This window comes from Pseudorhizobium xiangyangii (genome assembly GCF_020531965.1).
GTDB classification, from domain to species: domain Bacteria; phylum Pseudomonadota; class Alphaproteobacteria; order Rhizobiales; family Rhizobiaceae; genus Neorhizobium; species Neorhizobium xiangyangii.
This window is the reverse complement of sequence record NZ_JAJAWH010000006.1, coordinates 63,849-82,026: the sequence shown is the minus strand read 5'-3', so window position 1 is coordinate 82,026 and position 18,178 is coordinate 63,849. Positions and strand designations below refer to the sequence as shown.

General features: G+C 59.3%; 15 protein-coding genes. 9 read left to right on the top strand and 6 right to left on the bottom strand.

Annotated elements, in window-relative coordinates:
• Positions 1–25: 25 nt before the first annotated feature.
• The gene (locus LH464_RS06975; protein ID WP_226785653.1) at positions 26–463 is read left to right on the top strand and encodes a metallopeptidase family protein; all 438 of its coding nucleotides are present in this window, start codon (positions 26–28) and stop codon (positions 461–463) included.
• 15 nt (positions 464–478) lie between these two features.
• On the opposite strand, the gene LH464_RS06970 is transcribed toward LH464_RS06975, so the two are convergent.
• Positions 479–685, bottom strand: a complete 207-nt coding sequence (locus tag LH464_RS06970) for a DUF1737 domain-containing protein (RefSeq protein ID WP_226785652.1) — start codon at positions 683–685, stop codon at positions 479–481.
• Entirely contained in the window at positions 682–1,590 is a 909-nt protein-coding gene (locus LH464_RS06965; protein ID WP_226785651.1) for an HpcH/HpaI aldolase/citrate lyase family protein, read from the bottom strand. Before LH464_RS06965 ends, LH464_RS06970 begins: the two co-directional genes overlap by 4 nt.
• 109 nt (positions 1,591–1,699) lie before the next feature.
• Here LH464_RS06965 and LH464_RS06960 point away from each other — a divergent pair, with 109 nt between their 5' ends.
• From LH464_RS06960 to LH464_RS06935, 6 genes are all read left to right on the top strand, one after another.
• Positions 1,700–1,927 (top strand): hypothetical protein, encoded by a 228-nt coding sequence (locus LH464_RS06960; protein WP_226785650.1) that lies wholly within the window; start codon positions 1,700–1,702, stop codon positions 1,925–1,927.
• Between the two features lie 132 nt (positions 1,928–2,059).
• A complete protein-coding gene (gene leuD, locus LH464_RS06955) occupies positions 2,060–2,665 on the top strand; it encodes a 3-isopropylmalate dehydratase small subunit (protein WP_226785649.1) in 606 nt (201 codons plus the stop codon).
• A gap of 15 nt (positions 2,666–2,680) precedes the next feature.
• On the top strand, positions 2,681–3,070 hold the full coding sequence (locus tag LH464_RS06950; protein WP_226785648.1) for a RidA family protein: 390 nt from the start codon (positions 2,681–2,683) through the stop codon (positions 3,068–3,070).
• A 101-nt stretch (positions 3,071–3,171) separates the two neighbouring features.
• Positions 3,172–4,281 (top strand): 3-isopropylmalate dehydrogenase, encoded by a 1,110-nt coding sequence (gene leuB, locus LH464_RS06945; RefSeq protein WP_226785647.1) that lies wholly within the window; start codon positions 3,172–3,174, stop codon positions 4,279–4,281.
• Positions 4,282–4,679: 398 nt separating this feature from the next.
• The gene (locus tag LH464_RS06940) at positions 4,680–5,714 is read left to right on the top strand and encodes an aspartate-semialdehyde dehydrogenase (RefSeq protein WP_226785646.1); all 1,035 of its coding nucleotides are present in this window, start codon (positions 4,680–4,682) and stop codon (positions 5,712–5,714) included.
• Positions 5,715–5,888: 174 nt separating this feature from the next.
• Entirely contained in the window at positions 5,889–6,701 is an 813-nt protein-coding gene (locus LH464_RS06935) for a lytic murein transglycosylase (protein WP_226785645.1), read from the top strand.
• Between the two features lie 8 nt (positions 6,702–6,709).
• Here LH464_RS06935 and LH464_RS06930 read toward each other — a convergent pair whose 3' ends face one another.
• Positions 6,710–7,390, bottom strand: a complete 681-nt coding sequence (locus tag LH464_RS06930) for a carbonic anhydrase (protein ID WP_226785644.1) — start codon at positions 7,388–7,390, stop codon at positions 6,710–6,712.
• Between the two features lie 57 nt (positions 7,391–7,447).
• Positions 7,448–8,317, bottom strand: a complete 870-nt coding sequence (gene pdxY, locus LH464_RS06925; protein ID WP_226785643.1) for a pyridoxal kinase PdxY — start codon at positions 8,315–8,317, stop codon at positions 7,448–7,450.
• A gap of 186 nt (positions 8,318–8,503) precedes the next feature.
• On the opposite strand from pdxY, the gene LH464_RS06920 reads away from it, so the two are divergent.
• Positions 8,504–13,273 (top strand): NAD-glutamate dehydrogenase, encoded by a 4,770-nt coding sequence (locus tag LH464_RS06920; RefSeq protein WP_226785642.1) that lies wholly within the window; start codon positions 8,504–8,506, stop codon positions 13,271–13,273.
• Between the two features lie 100 nt (positions 13,274–13,373).
• Positions 13,374–14,711 carry an MFS transporter gene (locus LH464_RS06915; protein WP_226785750.1) on the top strand — a complete coding sequence of 446 codons (1,338 nt, stop codon included), beginning with the start codon at positions 13,374–13,376 and terminating at the stop codon, positions 14,709–14,711.
• 14 nt (positions 14,712–14,725) lie between these two features.
• Here LH464_RS06915 and purH read toward each other — a convergent pair whose 3' ends face one another.
• Both purH and LH464_RS06905 read right to left on the bottom strand, forming a co-directional pair.
• Positions 14,726–16,342, bottom strand: a complete 1,617-nt coding sequence (purH, locus tag LH464_RS06910) for a bifunctional phosphoribosylaminoimidazolecarboxamide formyltransferase/IMP cyclohydrolase (RefSeq protein ID WP_226785641.1) — start codon at positions 16,340–16,342, stop codon at positions 14,726–14,728.
• Between the two features lie 84 nt (positions 16,343–16,426).
• Entirely contained in the window at positions 16,427–18,109 is a 1,683-nt protein-coding gene (locus LH464_RS06905; protein WP_226785749.1) for a heparinase II/III family protein, read from the bottom strand.
• Between the last annotated feature and the right edge of the window lie 69 nt (positions 18,110–18,178).

Sequence of the window (18,178 nt, the reverse complement as noted above, 5' to 3'; positions counted from 1 at the left end):
TATATGGACTGCCAAAGGAGCATCTATGGCCCGAATTGACCAAACCGACGACTGGCGGGATCGCCACGCGCCGACACTTAGCGCATTCGAGTCGCTGGCGATTGAAGCCTACGGCAATCTACCGGAAGAATTCCGGGCGCTGACCGCTAACCTGACCATCGAGATCGAAGATTTCCCTGATGACGAAATCTTCGAAGACATGGCCCTGGAAACCCCGTTCGATCTGCTCGGCCTTTTTGAAGGACGTGGGATTTCCGAACGTTTCAGCATGGAAACCGGCGAACTGCCGAACAGGATCAGGCTCTATCGCCGCCCAATCCTGGATTATTGGGCCGAAAACGAAGAAACGCTCGGCGACATCATCACTCACGTGCTGATCCACGAGATCGGCCATCATTTCGGTTTGAGCGACGATGACATGGAGCGGATCGAGGAGAGCGCCGAAGAGGCAACCGACCGCTGATCCGCTTGCAAGGCGTTATTGTTCGCCAAGCTTGATGTCGGGATGATAATCCTTGCCGTCAACGGTCTTCGTTACCGCCTGCCCGCACTGCATTTCACCCGTATTGGCGTTAAAGGCATATGTGGGAGAGCCGAAAAGCTCCCATCCCTTGTTCAGCGCAGCAGTTACCTTGTGGCAGAAGGAGGCGTCGTCGGGAGCTGTGAGGAGGCGGTATAGTTTCATGTCTTCTTCTTTCTGAGTGAAATCTGCTTTGCCGTGGCCATGAGCTTCTCCGCCTGCTCCAGGTGAAGCCGCTCGACCATCCGGCCATTCATGTTGATGACGTTGCGATCCCCGGTCGCGGGATCTGAAAACGCGGCGATGATGGCTTCCGCCTCGATCAACGCCTGCGGTGCAGGACCGAAGCTTTCGTTCGAAGCCGCAATCTGAGCCGGATGGATCAGCATCTTGCCATCGAATCCCATAGACCTGCCCTGCCCGCATTCTGCGGCAAAACCGGCCTCATCGCGAAAATCGTTGAACACGCTGTCGAGGACATCCAGCCCATGGGCTCGGGCCGCCAGCACCACCTGCATCATCCAGGGGACCAGATAGGCCCTTCCCGGCTCGGGCGGAACGCCGGTTTCCTTGCGCAGATCGTTGAGGCCGAGCACAAAGCAATCCAGCCGGCCATCGGCCTCACGGCCAACCTCGGCAATCATTGCTGCATTCAGCACGCCCCTCGGCGTTTCCATCATTGCCCACAGCCGTACCTCTGTCGGGCCTCCGGATAGAAATTTCGTCGCCTCGCGGACTTCCGCAGGATCTCCAACCTTCGGCAGTAGTACCGCATCAGGTTGCAGTTCCAGAACCAGATCCAGATCACTTCCGCGAAACTCGGTGTCGGCACCGTTGATGCGAATGACCCTCTCTACGCCCTCAAGCGGTGTCTCGCGGAAAAAGCGCCGCAGATTGTCCCGTGCCTCGGCCTTCCTCTCCGGCGCGACCGAATCCTCGAGATCGAAGATCACAACGTCGCACTCCAACCCATGTGTCTTGTCGAGCGCACGCTGGTTGATCGCGGGCACACTGAGGCAGGAACGGCGAGGCGGAGGAAAACGTATTGGGGCGAGATTAACGGTCGTCATCGCGATTTTGTGACAAGCTTTTGAGCTCGGCGCAATATCACCACCAAACGAAAGTCTTGCAAGGCGAGCCGTCAGCAACCACATTGACCGTACGAGAAAGGTCTGGACCATGCAAAATATCCGTTCGTTCTTCCTTTTCACCACTGGCGTCGCTTTGTTCGCGCTGGCAGCCCTGCTGACCGCATCGTTGACGGTCGCGTTTGTGGGCATACTTGGCGTACTTGCAGCCGGCCGCCTTCTATCCGCACGACTGAAGCCGGCTCAGGTGAAGGCCAAGCGGCAGAATTCCGAGATGCGTGTTTGGAACGACGGTCGCGGCACGATCATCGATCTCTGAGCCAAAAGCACGGCAGACAACGGAAACACTGCTTTTCCGCTCTTCGGCGTACCGCTTGAGGGTAAATCGGTCCTTCAAATCCCCCCCGATTTGATTTAAGGCCTTCGCAGATAATCCATGTGGAGGCAGATCATGGAAAAGTTCGTCAAGCTCACCGGCGTTGCAGCGCCGCTTCCGGTCGTCAATGTCGATACGGACATGATCATTCCGAAAGACTACCTGAAGACAATCAAGCGAACCGGGCTCGGCAAGGGCCTTTTCGCTGAAGCGCGCTATCAGGAAGACGGTTCGGAGAATTCTGACTTCGTCCTCAACAAGCCCGCCTACAGGAACTCCAAGATCCTTGTCGCCGGCGACAATTTCGGCTGCGGCTCCTCTCGCGAGCATGCACCCTGGGCGCTTCTCGACTTCGGTATTCGCTGCGTGATCTCCACGAGCTTCGCCGATATCTTCTATAATAACTGTTTCAAGAACGGCATCCTGCCCATCGTCGTCAGCCAGGACGATCTGGACAAGCTGATGGATGATGCGTCGCGCGGTTCGAATGCCATCCTTACGGTCGATCTCGAAGCCCAGGAAATCACCGGTCCGGATGGCGGTTCGATACATTTCGACATCGATCAGGCACGCCGTCACATCCTGCTGGAAGGGCTCGACGATATCGCCACAACCCTGAAAAGCGAGACCGTGATCGGCGGCTTCGAGAACAAGATCCGCACCGAGCGGCCCTGGCTCTGAGGCGGCTTACCCGCCATGGTCAAGCGCATCTCGTCCGGCTCCCCGTTTGAAACCAGGATCGGCTATTCACGCGCCGTTGTAGACGGGGACATGGTCTATGTCTCCGGCACAACGGGCTACGACTATGCCAGAATGGAGATGCCGGAGGACGTCGCGGCGCAGACCGAGAACGCACTGGCCACGATCGGCAAGGCCTTGCACGAGGCAGGCAGCAGCCTGAAGGACGTCGTCCGCGTCCGCTATTACATCACCGACATGGCAAATTATGATGCCACCGTGGAGGTATTGGGAGCGGCCTTTGCCGATATCCGACCCGCCGCAACCATGATCGTATGCGGCCTCATCATGCCGGAGATGAAAGTTGAAATTGAGGTGACGGCTCGCATCGGAGCCGGCGCCACGTAGAGTCTGCCAGACCTCGTCCTTCGGCAGGCTCGGAGGAGGTCACGAAGGTACGGCCATGGCCGTGCGGAGGGTGAGCTTGCCCAATTTGAGGAAATCATACGATGACGAAGTCTCTCTTCCTTCTTCCCGGTGACGGCATCGGCCCCGAAACCATGGGCGAAGTCCGCAAGATTATCACCTACATGAACGAAAGCATGGATGCCGGCTTCGTAACGGACGAAGGTCTGGTTGGCGGCAGTGCTTACGATGCGCATGGCGCGGCTATTTCCGATGAGGACATGGAAAAAGCCATGGCGGCAGACGCTGTTCTGTTCGGAGCGGTCGGCGGACCGAAGTGGGACGACGTCCCCTATGAGGTCCGGCCCGAAGCCGGTCTGTTGCGCCTGCGCAAGGACCTCGAGCTCTTCGCCAACCTGCGTCCGGCCATCTGCTATCCGGCGCTCGCTTCCGCATCATCGCTGAAGCCGGAACTGGTCGAAGGCCTCGACATCCTCATCATCCGCGAACTGACCGGCGGCGTCTATTTCGGCGAGCCAAAAACCATCAGCGATCTCGGCAACGGCCAGAAGCGCGCCATCGACACCCAGGTATACGACACCTACGAAATCGAGCGCATCGCTGCCGTCGCGTTCGAGATGGCCCGTACGCGCAACAATGCGGTTTGCTCCATGGAAAAGCGCAACGTCATGAAATCCGGCGTGCTCTGGAACCAGGTCGTAACTGAAACGCACAAGACGAAGTTCTCCGAAGTGAAGCTCGAGCACATGCTGGCGGATGCCGGAGGCATGCAGCTGGTGCGGGCGCCGAAGCAGTTCGACGTCATCGTCACCGACAACCTGTTCGGCGACATGCTCTCCGACGTTGCCGCCATGCTGACGGGTTCGCTCGGCATGCTGCCGTCCGCGTCACTCGGTGCGCCCGATGCCAAGACAGGCAAGCGCAAGGCCATGTATGAGCCCGTGCATGGCTCCGCGCCAGATATCTCCGGCAAGGGTATTGCCAACCCGATCGCCATGATTGCCTCCTTCGCCATGTGCTTGCGCTATTCGTTCAACATGGTTCAGGACGCCGACCGGCTGGAAAAGGCGATCGCCAACGTTCTCGACAGCGGCCTCCGCACGGGCGACATCATGGCCGACGGTTGCCGCCAGGTTGGAACCACGGAAATGGGCGATGCGATCCTCGCAGAGTTTAAGGCGCTCGCAGCCTGATCTTGTTCCCGCTCGTGACAAGCGACCATCCATCAAGGATGACGCTTGTCACGGCATCCTCCTGTTATCGATCCATTACGCCATTCTTATAAACGTTGCCGCCGTCCTGCTCTCAGCTTGACTCCGGATGAGAATGTTTTAAACACCTGCGTCGAACGGGAAAGCATCCTATGAACCGCTGCGAGTATGACATCGCTGCTGATTTTCAACCGGCACATGTGGCCGGTCTGATCCAATGCTTTTTCGCCTCCTGCAAAACCACGGCCAAAACGACGACGAAAACCGTCTGACGTCTCTGGCCCACCGCTCTCTCCCCGGTTAGGCTGGGGACAAGGAAACCCGCGATGGATCGCGGCTTCCCCCTCCAAGATCGAGGAGAGACAGAAAGAGAGCACATCATGGGTTTCAAGATTGCAATTGCGGGCGCGACGGGGAATGTCGGCAGAGAAATTCTGAACATCCTGGCCGAACGTGGCTTTCCCGCCGACGAGGTCATCGCCCTTGCGTCTTCACGTTCGCAGGGCACCGAGGTTTCCTTCGGAGACAAGGTTCTGAAGGTACAGAATCTCGAGAACTATGATTTCTCCGACACCGACATTTGCCTGATGTCCGCTGGCGGCACCATTTCCCAGAAGTGGTCGCCGAAGATCGGCGCCCAGGGTTGCGTCGTGATCGACAATTCCTCGGCCTGGCGTTACGACGCCGACGTTCCGCTGATCGTTCCTGAAGTAAACCCGGATGCGATCGTCGATTTCAAGAAGCGCAACATCATTGCCAACCCGAATTGCTCCACGGCACAGCTCGTTGTGGCGCTGAAGCCGCTCCATGATGCGGCAAAGATCAAGCGTATTGTCGTCTCGACCTATCAGTCCGTCTCTGGCGCCGGCAAGGAAGGCATGGACGAACTCTTCACGCAGACTCGCGCGGTTTTCGTCGCAGATCCGGTCCAATCGAATAAGTTCACCAAGCGCATCGCCTTCAACGTCATTCCGCATATCGACAGCTTCATGGAAGACGGCTACACGAAGGAAGAGTGGAAGGTTCTGGCGGAAACGAAGAAGATACTCGACCCGAAGATCAAGGTCACCTGCACCGCAGTTCGCGTTCCTGTCTTCATCGGCCATTCCGAATCGGTCAACATCGAGTTCGAGAACGAGATCACTGCCGACGAGGCACGTGACATCCTGCGCGAAGCGCCCGGCTGCCTCGTCATCGACAAGCACGAGAACGGCGGCTATATCACGCCGGTCGAATGCGCCGGCGAGGATGCGACCTACATTTCGCGCATTCGCGAAGACGCAACCGTCGAGAACGGCCTCAACATGTGGATCGTCTCCGACAACCTTCGCAAGGGCGCCGCTCTCAACGCGGTGCAGATAGCAGAACTCCTGATCAATCGGGCCCTTATCAAGCCGCGCAAGCTCGCCGCGTAAGCGATTGTTAAGCACGTCCAGATACCAGTGCCGCCTGTTGCGGCGCTGGTATTGCCGTTGCAACCATCACGAACAATTCACTCCTGATGAGTTGCAGCGTGCATTCGCTGACGTCATAAACACCCTCCAGAGAAAATATTTGGGCCGACTGTGCCCTCAAAAGCGGATTGATCCATGTCGAAGATAATGCGCGCAACCATCCTGGCCGCAGCGCTCACAGGTTTGGCGTTGCCGGCAGCAGCTGCGCAATGTGGCAATGACTCATCCGGCTTCAGCCGCTGGGTCGAGGATTTCAAGCCGCAGGCCAGGGCGGCTGGTCTCAGCCCCGCTGTCATCGACAAGGCATTCAGCGCCGTCTCGTACAACCGCGAAACCATCCGCGCCGATCGTGGGCAACGCAGCTTCAAGCTGTCATTCGACCAGTTCATGGAAAAGCGCGGTGGTGCGACGATCATCGCGCGTGGCAAGAAAATGAAATCCGGCAATGCTCAGCTCTTCGCTTCGCTCGAGCGTCGTTACGGCGTGCCCGCTGGTCCGCTCGTCGCGATCTGGGGCATGGAAACCGGCTTCGGCAGCTTCCTGGGCAACCAGCACACTCTGTCGGCGGTTGCCACCCTCGCCTATGACTGCCGCCGCTCGGCCTATTTCACCGAACAGCTGTTTGCCGCTCTGCAATTGGTGCAGCGGGGCGACCTGAGCACAACAGCCAAGGGCGCTGCGCACGGCGAAATCGGTCAGACCCAATTCCTCCCCGCCAATGTCATCCGCTACGGCGTCGATGGCGATGGCGATGGGCACATCGATCTCGTTCGTTCCCGTCCCGATGCTCTTGCTTCAACCGCAAACTTCCTCGCAGGACATGGCTGGCAGCGCGGCGCCGGCTATCAGCCGGGCGAACCGAACTACGTGGCGATCCAGGGCTGGAATGCGGCAACCGTTTACCAGCAGGCGATTGCGCATATCGGCGCCAAGATCGACGGCCAGTAAAGCATAGCCTATTCGGCGGCAGTTTCCGGACTTGCCGCCGTCAGCGTCTCGTCAGAAGGGCGGAAGAAATCGCCCGTCTTGCCGTCCATGACCCAGAGCTCGCCGGTCGAGATGTCGAACCATGCTCCATGGATCTGCAGTTCGCCCTGTTCCTCGAGATTCCGGACCTCCGGGAAAGTCCGGAGGTTATTGATGGAGCTACGGATGGACACGCGCTCCAGCGCGGTCTGGCGCTCCGATTGCGTCATCAGGTTGTTGCTTTGAATTTGATCGGCCGCGGTACGAACAAGACCCATCCACTTGCCGATGAAGTCTCCCGGTGAAAGCGGCTCCATTGCAGGATCAAGCGCCGCCTGAATACCACCGCAGCGCCCGTGCCCCATGATGACGATGTTCCTGATCTTCAGAGCCTGGACCGCATATTCCAAGGCGGCCGAGGTCGCATGGAACTGACCGTCCGGCTCGAACGGCGGCACCATGTTTGCGACGTTCCGCACCACAAAAAGCTCTCCAGGCCCGCAATCAAATATTGTCTCGGGAGCCGACCTGGAGTCGCAACAGGCAACCACGAGCGTGTGGGGCTTCTGACCCGTCTCAGCCAGCCCGCGGTAGCGATCGGCCTCATCGACATAACGGCCGCTCATAAAGTTACGGTATCCGGTCAGAAGGCGGTCAGGGAACTGGTGCATGGCTTAGCTTTATCCTGAGGTTATCGTGAGATCAACGATACTATGTCGTACTCGTGGTCAACGCCGAACCCGTTGGAGCGGATGAACGAGGCGCCGCATCTGCACCATGGCCATCGGCGTTGTCAGGCTTGCCGCATCCCTCTCCAATGTCAGCTCGTCGCTCCCACGCTTGCTCGTTCTGGCCAACACTTCGTAGACACTGGCAGTGGCCATCTGCAACGCGCGTTCCTCATCGGCGCCGGATAGTGTCCGGGCAAGGAAGAGAGCCGCCAGCAGATCTCCTAACCCGTTCGGAGGGCTGTCGATCAGCCGATGTTCCGCAAGGAACGCGTGCTTACCGGTGAGATATAGGTTGCCGGTCCCGCCTGTCATCATCGGCACCGCTGAGGTCACCAGCATGCGAGATGGTCCAAGCGCCAGCGCCGCCTCCATGATCTCGGCATTGCTGTCCAGGTCGCTCCCGGAAAGCCAGGCAAGCTCATAACGGTTGGGCGTCGCAATGGTCGCCAGTGGCAGCAACTCATCCCGGATCGCTTCCGCCGTCTCTTGAGGAATGTACAACCCACCAAGATCACCCATGACCGGATCGCAAACGTATAGCAAATCTGGATTACGATCGTGCAATGCCCGGATCAGTCGTGCCACTGCTCTCGGCTGGCCGCTATTGCCGAAATATCCGGTGAGAACGGCCTTCACCTCGCCAAGCCAAGGTGCACGGATAAGGTCATCGATGACGGCGTCAAAATCGTTCTCTGAGAATGTGAGGCGGGTCGACTTGCCATGACCGGGATGCCATGGAAGCACGACTGTCGGCAGTGCCCAGACGGGGAAACCAAGGGTCTCCAGGGCAAAAACTGCAGCTCGGTTTCCTACGGAACCGCGAACGACGTGACTGGAGATCACGATCACCGCGCCGGAGTTTTCCATGTTAAAGCCTCCAGTTTCGATGGCGCTTGATCGTTTTTTCACTGTTGCTTGTCAATAAGCAGCCGTTCCGTGCTGTTTAAAGGAAACGGGGCCGGATTCCGCCCGGGGATCGCTTTGATCTTATAGGTGGTTGACGGATCGACAATGGCAGCAGCATGTTGCGGCATCATCTAGGAGAATACTGGCATGGGCAGGCATAACCCGAAGCGGGACAAACATATCGAGAAAGCACGGGTGATCGCCGCCGATGGCGCTAGGCCGTTTCTTGATCCCTCGGCCCTTTTCGGGCGCGGCAGTACCGATGATCTCGAGTCTTACACACCCAAGATGCTCGCGGCAGCCGCCGTGCATGCAGCCTCCTCCCTGCAGGCCTGGACACGCGTCCGGCCCGCCGTCACCATCGAACCCGTGGAGGGCGTCGAACCCGACGGAGTAGCCGTCCATGTGCTTACTGTCGTTGATCGCAACATGCCGTTCCTTTTCGATTCGGTGATGGGTGAGGTTACGAGCACACACCGCGATCTTTATATGGCAGTGCATCCCATCCTGCTCCTGGAACCCGGCAAGGAACCAGTCCTTCGCTCCAGCGAGCATCCAGGCGACCCGGCACATCACGTCAGCCTGATGCAGATTCATCTTCCACCTATCTCCGGCCAGGAAGCCGACGCGCTGGTAAAGCGGATCCACGGCGTTCTTGATCAGGTACACTTGGCAATCACCGACTGGAAATCGATGCTGGAGATACTGGAGGGCGCCGCAGAGCAGCTCGGCAGCTATTCCGCCAGCCGAAAGAAGAGCGACCGGGACGAGGCACTCGCCTTCCTCGACTGGCTGCGCGACGACAACTTCACGTTTCTGGGAATGCGCGAATATGTCTACTCAGGCAAAGGAGCGGATGCGAAAGTTGAGCGTAGCAAGGGCCGCGGCCTGGGAATCCTGTCGGATCCCGACGTTCTCGTCCTCCGCCAGGGCAAGGACTCGGTAACGACGACACCGGAAATCCTGGAGTTCCTGGAGGGACAGGACTTCCTGATCGTCACCAAGGCAAACGTGAAGTCGGTTGTCCATCGTCGGGCCTACATGGACTACGTCGGCATCAAGCGCTTCGATACGGACGGCGAGGTGATCGGCGAGCTGCGTGTTGTCGGCCTGTTCACTGCGACGGCCTATACGCATTCAGTTCGGGACATCCCGCTCTTGCGGGCGAAGGCAGCGCGTATCGAGGAACAGTTCGACTTCGATCCGAACAGCCACTCCGGCCGAATGCTGACGAACACGCTGGAATCCTATCCGCGCGACGATCTCTTCCAGATTGATGTCCCGACACTCGCCCGCTTCTGCGAACAGATCATGGAGCTCAGCGAAAGGCCGCGGGTCCGGGTCCTGCCGCGTATCGATCACTTCGATCGGTTTGTCTCTGTGATCGTTTACGTGCCCCGCGAGGAGTATAATTCCTTCGTGCGCGAAAAGGTGAGCGACTATCTCGCCAAGGCGTATGAAGGTCATGTATCTGCCTACTATCCTGCCTTCCCTGAAGGAGGCGTTGCACGGGTCCACGTCATCATCGGCCGCCGCCTCGGCAAGACACCCCGCATTCCTCAGGCAAAGCTTGAGGAGGTCATCCGTGCAATTTCAACGCCATGGGAACAGCGCTTCAATGCGCTCGCGGAGGATGGACCAAGGCTGTCGGTCAACTACGCTTTTCAGGAAGCATTCACCCCGGAGGAAACGGTCGCCGATCTGCCGGATATTACCGCCTGCGCCGCGGGCCAGCAGATTTCCATCGAGTTCTACACGCGCGACACTGACGAACTTGGCACAGTCCGACTGAAGATCTTCCACCAGCCGGAACACCTGTCGCTCTCGCGACGCGTCCCCTTGCTCGAAAACCTGGGTTTCCGCGTGGTCAGCGAACGGACATTCGAAATCGAGCTGCAGGCAGCGGATGGAGGCCGCCATATCGTGCTCCACGATATGGAGCTGCAGGCAAGGCAAGCTGGCGCTCTTGAGCTTTCACGGGACGGTCAGCGGCTCGAAGATGCATTTCTGGCCGCCTTCCATGGCACAGCCGACAACGATTCCTTTAACCGCCTCGTCCTGCTTTCCGGGCTGACAGCACGCGAAGTTACTGTCTTGCGCGCCTACGCGCGCTATTTGCGACAGGCCGGCATCGTCTATTCTCAGGCTCTCATCGCCGATACATTGGCGCGATATCCGATGATCTCGCGCAGCATCTTTCAGCTGTTCCGCGACGATTTCGATCCAAGCCTGAATGACAAAACCCGCGAAAAGAAGTTGTCTGCCCATCATGCCGAACTCGAGCAGGCACTGGCAGGCGTGCCGAACCTGGACGACGATCGCATCTTCCGTCGCTACATCAATGCTATCGACTCGACACTACGGACCAATTACTTCCAGCGCACCGGCGAAGGGCTGCCGCGCGCAACGCTTGCGTTCAAGCTCGATCCGAACCTGCTGGACGGCCTACCCGATCCGAAGCCTTTCCGGGAAATTTTCGTCTACGGTACCGAAGTGGAAGGTGTGCATCTGCGCTTCGGAAAGGTAGCCCGCGGCGGCTTGCGCTGGTCTGACCGTGCAGAGGATTACCGAACGGAAGTGCTTGGCCTTGTAAAGGCCCAGCAGGTCAAAAACGCTGTCATCGTTCCGGTCGGTGCGAAGGGCGGATTCGTTCCGAAGACGCTGCCCGTTGGCGGTTCTCGCGAAGAGGTGTTCCTCGCCGGCCGCGAGGCCTACAAGACCTTCATCCGCACGCTTCTCTCGGTGACGGACAACATCGTCGGTGCTGACGTTGTTGGGCCTCCGGACACAGTCAGGCTTGACGGCGACGACCCCTATTTCGTCGTTGCAGCCGACAAAGGCACCGCCACCTTCTCCGATACCGCCAATGGGCTCGCGCAGGAAGCCGGCTTCTGGCTCGACGACGCCTTCGCATCCGGCGGATCGGCTGGTTACGACCACAAGAAAATGGGCATTACTGCGCGCGGTGCCTGGGAAGCCGCAAAGCGGCATTTCCGTGAAATGGATATCGATATCCAGACTACCCCATTCACGGTAGCCGGGGTCGGCGACATGTCCGGCGACGTGTTCGGAAACGGCATGCTACTGTCGCCCTTTATCCGACTGATCGCTGCGTTCGACCACCGCGATATCGTCATCGATCCTGATCCGGACGTTCAAGTTTCCTTTGCCGAAAGGCAGCGTCTCTTTGGCCTGCCGCGATCCAGCTGGCAGGACTATGATCGGAAAGCTCTGTCCGAAGGTGCGATGATCATTTCGCGCTCTGAAAAATCGGTCGCACTGACACCCCAGGCGGCAACAGCCATCGGAATCGAGAAATCGGTGGCCACGCCTTATGAGATCATGACTGCGATATTGAGGAGTCCGGTGGACCTTCTCTGGTTCGGGGGTATCGGCACCTACATCAAGGGCGCCTCAGAAACCGATGCTGAGGTGGGAGATCGGGCCAACGATCCGATCCGCGTCGTCGCCGGCGAGGTAAGAGCCAGGGTGATCGGCGAAGGTGCCAATCTCGGCGTTACCCAGAAGGGGAGAATTGCCTACGCGCTCGCTGGCGGGCGATGCAATTCAGACGCGATAGACAATTCTGCTGGGGTCAATTCCTCGGACGTCGAGGTCAACATCAAGATTGCGTTCAGTTCCGCAATGCAGGCAGGCCGCCTGACGCGAGAAAAGCGCAACCAGATCCTCGCCGCCATGACGGACGAGGTGGGTGGCCTCGTCCTGCGCAACAACTACTTGCAAACCTTGGCGATTTCTCTCACGGAGCGAAAGGGCTCAGAGAACCGTGAGGAACTCTCACGCCTTATGTCCGTGCTGGAATCTCACAAACTACTGAACCGTAAAGTCGAGACTCTCCCTTCTGATTCAGAGCTGGCTGAGCGCTATCAGGCTGGACGCCCCCTCACCCGTCCGGAGATTGGGGTTCTGCTATCTTATGCGAAGTTGACCCTGTTCGACGAGCTCCTGGAGAGCTCCCTTCCGGATGAGCCTTATTTTGCGTCGGTTCTTAAGGAATATTTCCCCGCCCGGATGCAGAAGACGTTCGCTTCCGACATCGAGAACCATCGCCTGCATCGCGAGATCGTGGCAACGGTTCTTGCCAATGAAGTCGTCAATCGGGGTGGACCTGGCTTCGCACAGCTAATGAGAGATACTACCAGCGCATCTTTCGCCGAGATCGTGAAAGCCGCATTCCTTGCTCGCGATGGTTTCGATCTTCCGAGCCTTTGGGATGCAACGGACGCACTGGATGGACAGGTCCCCGGCAGGGTCCAGAACGCCGTATATGCAAGGATCTCGGAAATCTTCGCCGACGCCACACGGCTCATCCTGCAAACCAGAGCTGGCGCGGAGGATATCAAGACGGCAATGGAAATCCTGCGTTCCGGCGCGAAGAAGCTACGCGGTTCGATTGGCAATCTCGGCCTCTCGGAGCAGATCCAGCAGCAAGCGGAACAACTTCAGGCGGATGGAGTGCCTGTTGCGCTTGCCGAAGACGTCGCGCGCCTCTCCACGCTGGTACTCGTGCCGGAGATGCTTCTGATCAGCGGCCGCACGAGTATCGAGCTCGGTCCTGTCGCCCAGACATATTTCGCAGTGACGGAAACCTTCCGCATTAACCGGCTCCTAGATGGTGGCGAGCGCGTCACCACAGCAGACCATTATGAAAGTCTCGCCCTTACCCGAAGCCTGGAACAGATCGCGACGGCACGAAGAAATATCGCTATCTCCGCGCTCATGTCCCACGCAAAGGAAAAGAAGCCGCTGCAGGCTTGGTATGCGAAAAGCCGCCAGCAGGTGAACCGGGTCGCCGACGAACTCATAGCCTTGACCGATTCGGCGGAACTCAACCTTTCGAAAATGACCGTCGCAGCCGGCCTCTTGACCGATCTGGCCGAGATGCGATCCCCATGAGGACTTTCCTCGACGAACGAGGCCGGGGATCCGACGAGTGAGCGCGGCTCACGCAAGCAATCCGGCACCGGTGGTGCCGCGCCGTGGTATCTGGGGTTGGATGCTGTTCGATTGGGCAGCTCAGCCATTCTTCACGGTCGTCACCACATTCGTCTTCGGCCCCTATTTCGTGGCCCGGCTGACGGACGACCCGATCTCGGCCCAGGCAGCCTGGGGGAATATGGCGACGATCTCGTCGATCGTGATCGCCCTCCTATCCCCCGTTCTCGGATCGATCGCCGATCAATCCGGTCCGCGCAAACCATGGATTGCATGCTTTGCAGTCTTGAAAATCGTCTGCCTGCTGTTGTTGTGGCTTGCAGCGCCCGGTTCACCGCTGATCCTGCCACTTGTCCTGATGATCCTCGCCTCGATCGCGGCAGAGTTTTCCGTCGTTTTCAACGATTCCATGATGCCTCGCCTCGTCAACCGGGAAGAGGTCGGGCGGGTTTCCAACACGGCATGGGGTCTCGGCTATCTCGGCGGTATGATCGTACTCATTCTCGTGGTGGCGCTTCTTGCTGGCAGCCCTGAAACGGGCCTCACGATCATCGGTATTCCTCCGCTATTCGGCCTTGATCCCGCGCTGGGCGAGGATGCCCGCATCACTGGTCCGATCGCCGCCGTCTGGTACCTCTTGTTCATCATGCCGATGTTCCTCTTTACGCCGGACGCAGCCAAAGGGCTTCCATTGCGGCAGGCCGTTCGCAGCGGTCTTGAAGAATTGCGGGGTACCATCGGCGAACTACGGCAGCGGATCGGCATTACCCGTTTCCTGTTCGCCCGCATGCTCTATCAGGACGGCGTCAACGGCCTGCTGATCCTCGGCGGAGCTTTTGCCGCAGGCATGTTCGGTTGGGCAACTATCGAAATCGGCATCTACGGCATCCTGTTGAACGTCGTCGCGATCTTCGGCTGCTTTGTCGCCGGCCGTCTTGACCGTCGTCTCGGATCGAAGACGGTCATCATCTTCAGCCTGATCCTGCTGCTGATCGCAACGACAGGCATCATTTCCACCGGCCCGGGCATGGTGTTTTTTGGCCTCCTATCTCTGTCGGTGGAAGACAGCGGCGGGCTCTTCGGCACAGCAGCGGAGAAGGCATATATTCTATTCGGACTCCTGATAGGCATCGCCTTCGGCCCGGTACAGGCCTCATCGCGATCCTATCTGGCGCGCAGTGTCAGCCTGTCGGAATCCGGCCGCTATTTCGGTATTTATGCGCTTTCGGGCCGGGCCACCAGCTTCCTCGCGACCCTGCTGTTTTCCATGACGACCTATGCCACCGGCTCCGCCAGGCTCGGCATGGCGACGCTCATCATCTTCCTGTTGGCCGGACTGCTGCTTCTCATCACAACACCCTACCCGGCCGGCGACCCGGAGAAAAATCCGGCTCGGTAGAGGGTTTCCGCTGCTCAGTGGCGGAAGTGGCGCATGCCGGTAAAGACCATGGCAACGCCGTTTGCGTCGGCTGCATCGATGACTTCCTGGTCGCGCATCGAACCACCCGGCTGGATGACCGACGTTGCACCGGCTGCAATCGCCGAAAGCAGGCCGTCCGCGAACGGGAAAAAGGCTTCCGACGCAACCGCCGAACCCTTGGTCATCGGCTCGGCCCAGCCCATCGCCTTTGCCGCTTCCTCTGCCTTGAGGGCCGCGATGCGCGCCGAATCGATCCGGCTCATCTGCCCGGCACCGATGCCGGCGGTCTGGCCGTCCTTGGCGTAGACGATGGCATTGGACTTCACGTGCTTGGCCACCTTGTAAGCGAACTTCAGATCCTCGAGTTCGCGATCGGTCGGCGCACGCTTGGTCACGACGCGCAGATCGATGTCCTCGATCATGCCGTTGTCACGCGTCTGGACCAGCAGGCCACCGGCCACCGTCTTCGCCGTGATGCCGCGCGAGCGTGGGTCCGGAAGACCACCGGTTACAAGCAGCCGAAGGTTCGGCTTCTTCGCAATGATCGCTTTCGCCTCCTCGGACACTTCCGGCGCGATGATCACCTCCGTGAACAGCTTGACGATCTCTTCCGCCGTCTCGCCGTCGAGCAGCTGGTTGAGCGCGATGATGCCGCCGAACGCCGATGTGCTGTCGCAGGCAAGCGCTTGCAGATAGGCTTCCTTGAGTGTCGAGGCACTGCCCACGCCGCAGGGATTGGCGTGCTTGATGATCGCGCAGGCCGGACCCTGTTCCGGCGAAAACTCGGCGATCAGTTCGAAGGCGCCGTCCGTGTCGTTGATGTTGTTATAGGAGAGCTGCTTGCCCTGCAGCAGCTTTGCCGTCGCGACTCCGGGACGGTTCTCACCAGTCACGTAGAAGCCAGCGCTCTGGTGCGGGTTCTCTCCGTAGCGCATCTCCTCCTTCAGCACGCCGCCCAGCGTCCGGTAGCGCGGGATCTCGATGTCGAGAGCCTCGGCAAACCAGTTGGAGATCGCCGTGTCGTAGGCGGCCGTGCGGGCATAGGCTTTCGCCGCCAGCTTCTGGCGGAAGGCATAGACCGTCTGGCCGTCATTGGTACGAAGCGCCTCGATCACGGCCGGATAATCCGAGGGGTCGACCACGACCGTTACATAGGCATGGTTCTTCGCAGAGGCGCGGATCATCGCCGGTCCGCCGATATCGATGTTTTCGACCGTGGTCGGGTAGTCGCCGCCCGCCGCACGGACCTCTTCGAACGGGTAGAGATTGATGACTGCGAGGTCGATGCCCTCGATACCGTGCTTCTTCATTGCCGCGGTATGGTCTTCATCGTCACGGATGGCGAGCAGGCCGCCATGCACGTTGGGATGCAGCGTCTTGACGCGCCCATCCATGATTTCCGGAAAGCCGGTGACTTCCGAGACGTCGGTCACCGGAAGCCCGGCCGCCTCGATCGCCTTGTGGGTGCCGCCAGTCGAAAGAAGCCGCACGCCTTGATCGGCCAGCGCTCGCGCAAGTTCGACAATTCCGGTCTTGTCGGAAACCGAGAGCAGCGCCGTACGGATCTTGACGTGTTCGGGAGCGGGGATCTTTTTGGAAACGACGGCCATCGGTTTCTCCTGGAAAAGGCGCTAGGGGCGGCGCGCAACGGCGGTTGCGGCCGCGTTAGCACAGCTTCCCCGAAGAAGAAACGCCTATTCCGCCCGCTTCAACATCCACCTTATGTCCGAGACCTCGGGTAGCGAAAATTCGATGACGAGCTGCTGACTGTTCCGAAATCCCGAAGCATCCGCGAAGAAGATATCCTCTTCGACATTCACCGCCAGACCGGGTGCGCTGAAATGCCAGGTCTCGCCGTCGAGAGCGACGAGCATGATCGTTTCGGTGTCTATTCTGGAGAGGCTGATGGCCGGATGAATATGGAAGCGTGCCGTCGCCTGGATGGCCTTCGTATGATTTTTGGCTCCCTCCGGGCTGAACATCCGATCGTGGCCCTTGATCTTGTTGCCCTTGCTGCTGAGCCCGATTTCACGCTCGTGGTAATAGCCGAATTCCCTCAGATAGCCGTCGTGGATCGCACGAAGCCAGTCATTCCCGCGGTCATCCTCCCAGCGTTCGGCCTCCACGCTGCTGATGCCCGTCAGGATGGAAGATCCGCAGAGAGGTGAACGCAGCACGCGGCCGGACGAGGTCTCGTTCAAGGTTACCGTGGAGTGAGCGGCAGTTGAGCGTGCAAGCTGCCTGAAATCACGCTGGGCAAACTTCGGCGCACCGCAGTTGACGATGAAGCGGTGGCGACCGGCGGACATTTCAAAGGCGAGGCAGCCGGCATGTGTCCTCTGTGACAGTTCCGGCGTCAGAGGCTTTCCCGTATCGACGATCACGGTCGCACTGCCCGAGGAAAGCCGATGATAGTTCATGTGTGGAAGCGATTTGAACGGCTTGCCCGCCGTCTCGTCATAGCGCAGCACGGATATCAGTTCGCTCGCCGGCGTGGAGGTCGCACCATTGAATAGAGCGAGGTCGCCGTCCTGGTGCCGGAAGAAGCGCAGCGCGGGATACATGCGGTCGATTGTCGGTATCAGTTTCGGCGGTACGTCGTGTCCCAGGTTTATATAGGTTTGCCGCAGCGGCAGGAGGTCGAGAAGAAGGTCCAGGTTCGCACGTGGATTGCGGGAGACATGGCCGCCATCGGGGAGGATCTGACGCTCCAGCTCCCGGTCCAGCCGGCTGCCTTCGCGCCGAATGAACGCGTTACGCGTTGGCATCGAGATAGAGGCCATGGCCAGCGCAATGCGGATTCGAAGCCGCGTTTCCTCCATCGGCATGCCGCGGACAATGCGCCGGAGATACCGCACCTGGTATGCGAGGCTCTTCATGAACCGGCGGTAGAAGCCGGCCTCCGCACCCTGCAGAACCACGGTTGAGTGCGACAGCCAGGCGATAACCCGTTCTGCAACCACATTCGGTCGCCAGGCCACCCCGCGGACCCTACCGCCATGCAAGGTCATCCAGCTTGCGACGATGGATCGCGCATGGGCACACGCCTGCTCGGTTCGCTCGGCCCGTATGTGGCGCAGCCAGGCGAACGAATGAAGCCGCTCGGCAAACATGCGTGAAGGAGGATCGATAGCGAAGGGAGATTGGCGGCCGGCATCAAGCGAGGTGCCTGCGAGTGGAAAGCGCCCATACGCGATTTCCTCAGCCACGAACGTGTCGATGGCATGCAGGTCCGTCGGAGCGACAATCAACCGGTCGGGTACGGAATTGGAAAACGGCGTCAACGCCAGCCGCAAGCCGGCAGTGCGCCGGTAGAAACGGCGGCCGGTTTCCCGCAAGCCGAAGGCCACCAACCGCCGGCGATCCGCGAGCTGCATAATCAATCTGGAACACTCCGCAGGATCGACCTGCCCGCACATACGGGCAGGATCAACCTTTAGTTCATT

Excerpts from the sequence above, each read along its gene's own strand:
- LH464_RS06975 (WP_226785653.1), top strand. The coding sequence starts at position 26 with ATGGCCCGAATTGACCAAACCGACGACTGGCGGGATCGCCACGCGCCG.
- LH464_RS06970 (WP_226785652.1), bottom strand. The coding sequence starts at position 685 with ATGAAACTATACCGCCTCCTCACAGCTCCCGACGACGCCTCCTTCTGC.
- LH464_RS06965 (WP_226785651.1), bottom strand. The coding sequence starts at position 1,590 with ATGACGACCGTTAATCTCGCCCCAATACGTTTTCCTCCGCCTCGCCGT.
- LH464_RS06960 (WP_226785650.1), top strand. The coding sequence starts at position 1,700 with ATGCAAAATATCCGTTCGTTCTTCCTTTTCACCACTGGCGTCGCTTTG.
- leuD (WP_226785649.1), top strand. The coding sequence starts at position 2,060 with ATGGAAAAGTTCGTCAAGCTCACCGGCGTTGCAGCGCCGCTTCCGGTC.
- LH464_RS06950 (WP_226785648.1), top strand. The coding sequence starts at position 2,681 with ATGGTCAAGCGCATCTCGTCCGGCTCCCCGTTTGAAACCAGGATCGGC.
- leuB (WP_226785647.1), top strand. The coding sequence starts at position 3,172 with ATGACGAAGTCTCTCTTCCTTCTTCCCGGTGACGGCATCGGCCCCGAA.
- LH464_RS06940 (WP_226785646.1), top strand. The coding sequence starts at position 4,680 with ATGGGTTTCAAGATTGCAATTGCGGGCGCGACGGGGAATGTCGGCAGA.
- LH464_RS06935 (WP_226785645.1), top strand. The coding sequence starts at position 5,889 with ATGTCGAAGATAATGCGCGCAACCATCCTGGCCGCAGCGCTCACAGGT.
- LH464_RS06930 (WP_226785644.1), bottom strand. The coding sequence starts at position 7,390 with ATGCACCAGTTCCCTGACCGCCTTCTGACCGGATACCGTAACTTTATG.
- pdxY (WP_226785643.1), bottom strand. The coding sequence starts at position 8,317 with ATGGAAAACTCCGGCGCGGTGATCGTGATCTCCAGTCACGTCGTTCGC.
- LH464_RS06920 (WP_226785642.1), top strand. The coding sequence starts at position 8,504 with ATGGGCAGGCATAACCCGAAGCGGGACAAACATATCGAGAAAGCACGG.
- LH464_RS06915 (WP_226785750.1), top strand. The coding sequence starts at position 13,374 with ATGCTGTTCGATTGGGCAGCTCAGCCATTCTTCACGGTCGTCACCACA.
- purH (WP_226785641.1), bottom strand. The coding sequence starts at position 16,342 with ATGGCCGTCGTTTCCAAAAAGATCCCCGCTCCCGAACACGTCAAGATC.
- LH464_RS06905 (WP_226785749.1), bottom strand. The coding sequence starts at position 18,109 with ATGCAGCTCGCGGATCGCCGGCGGTTGGTGGCCTTCGGCTTGCGGGAA.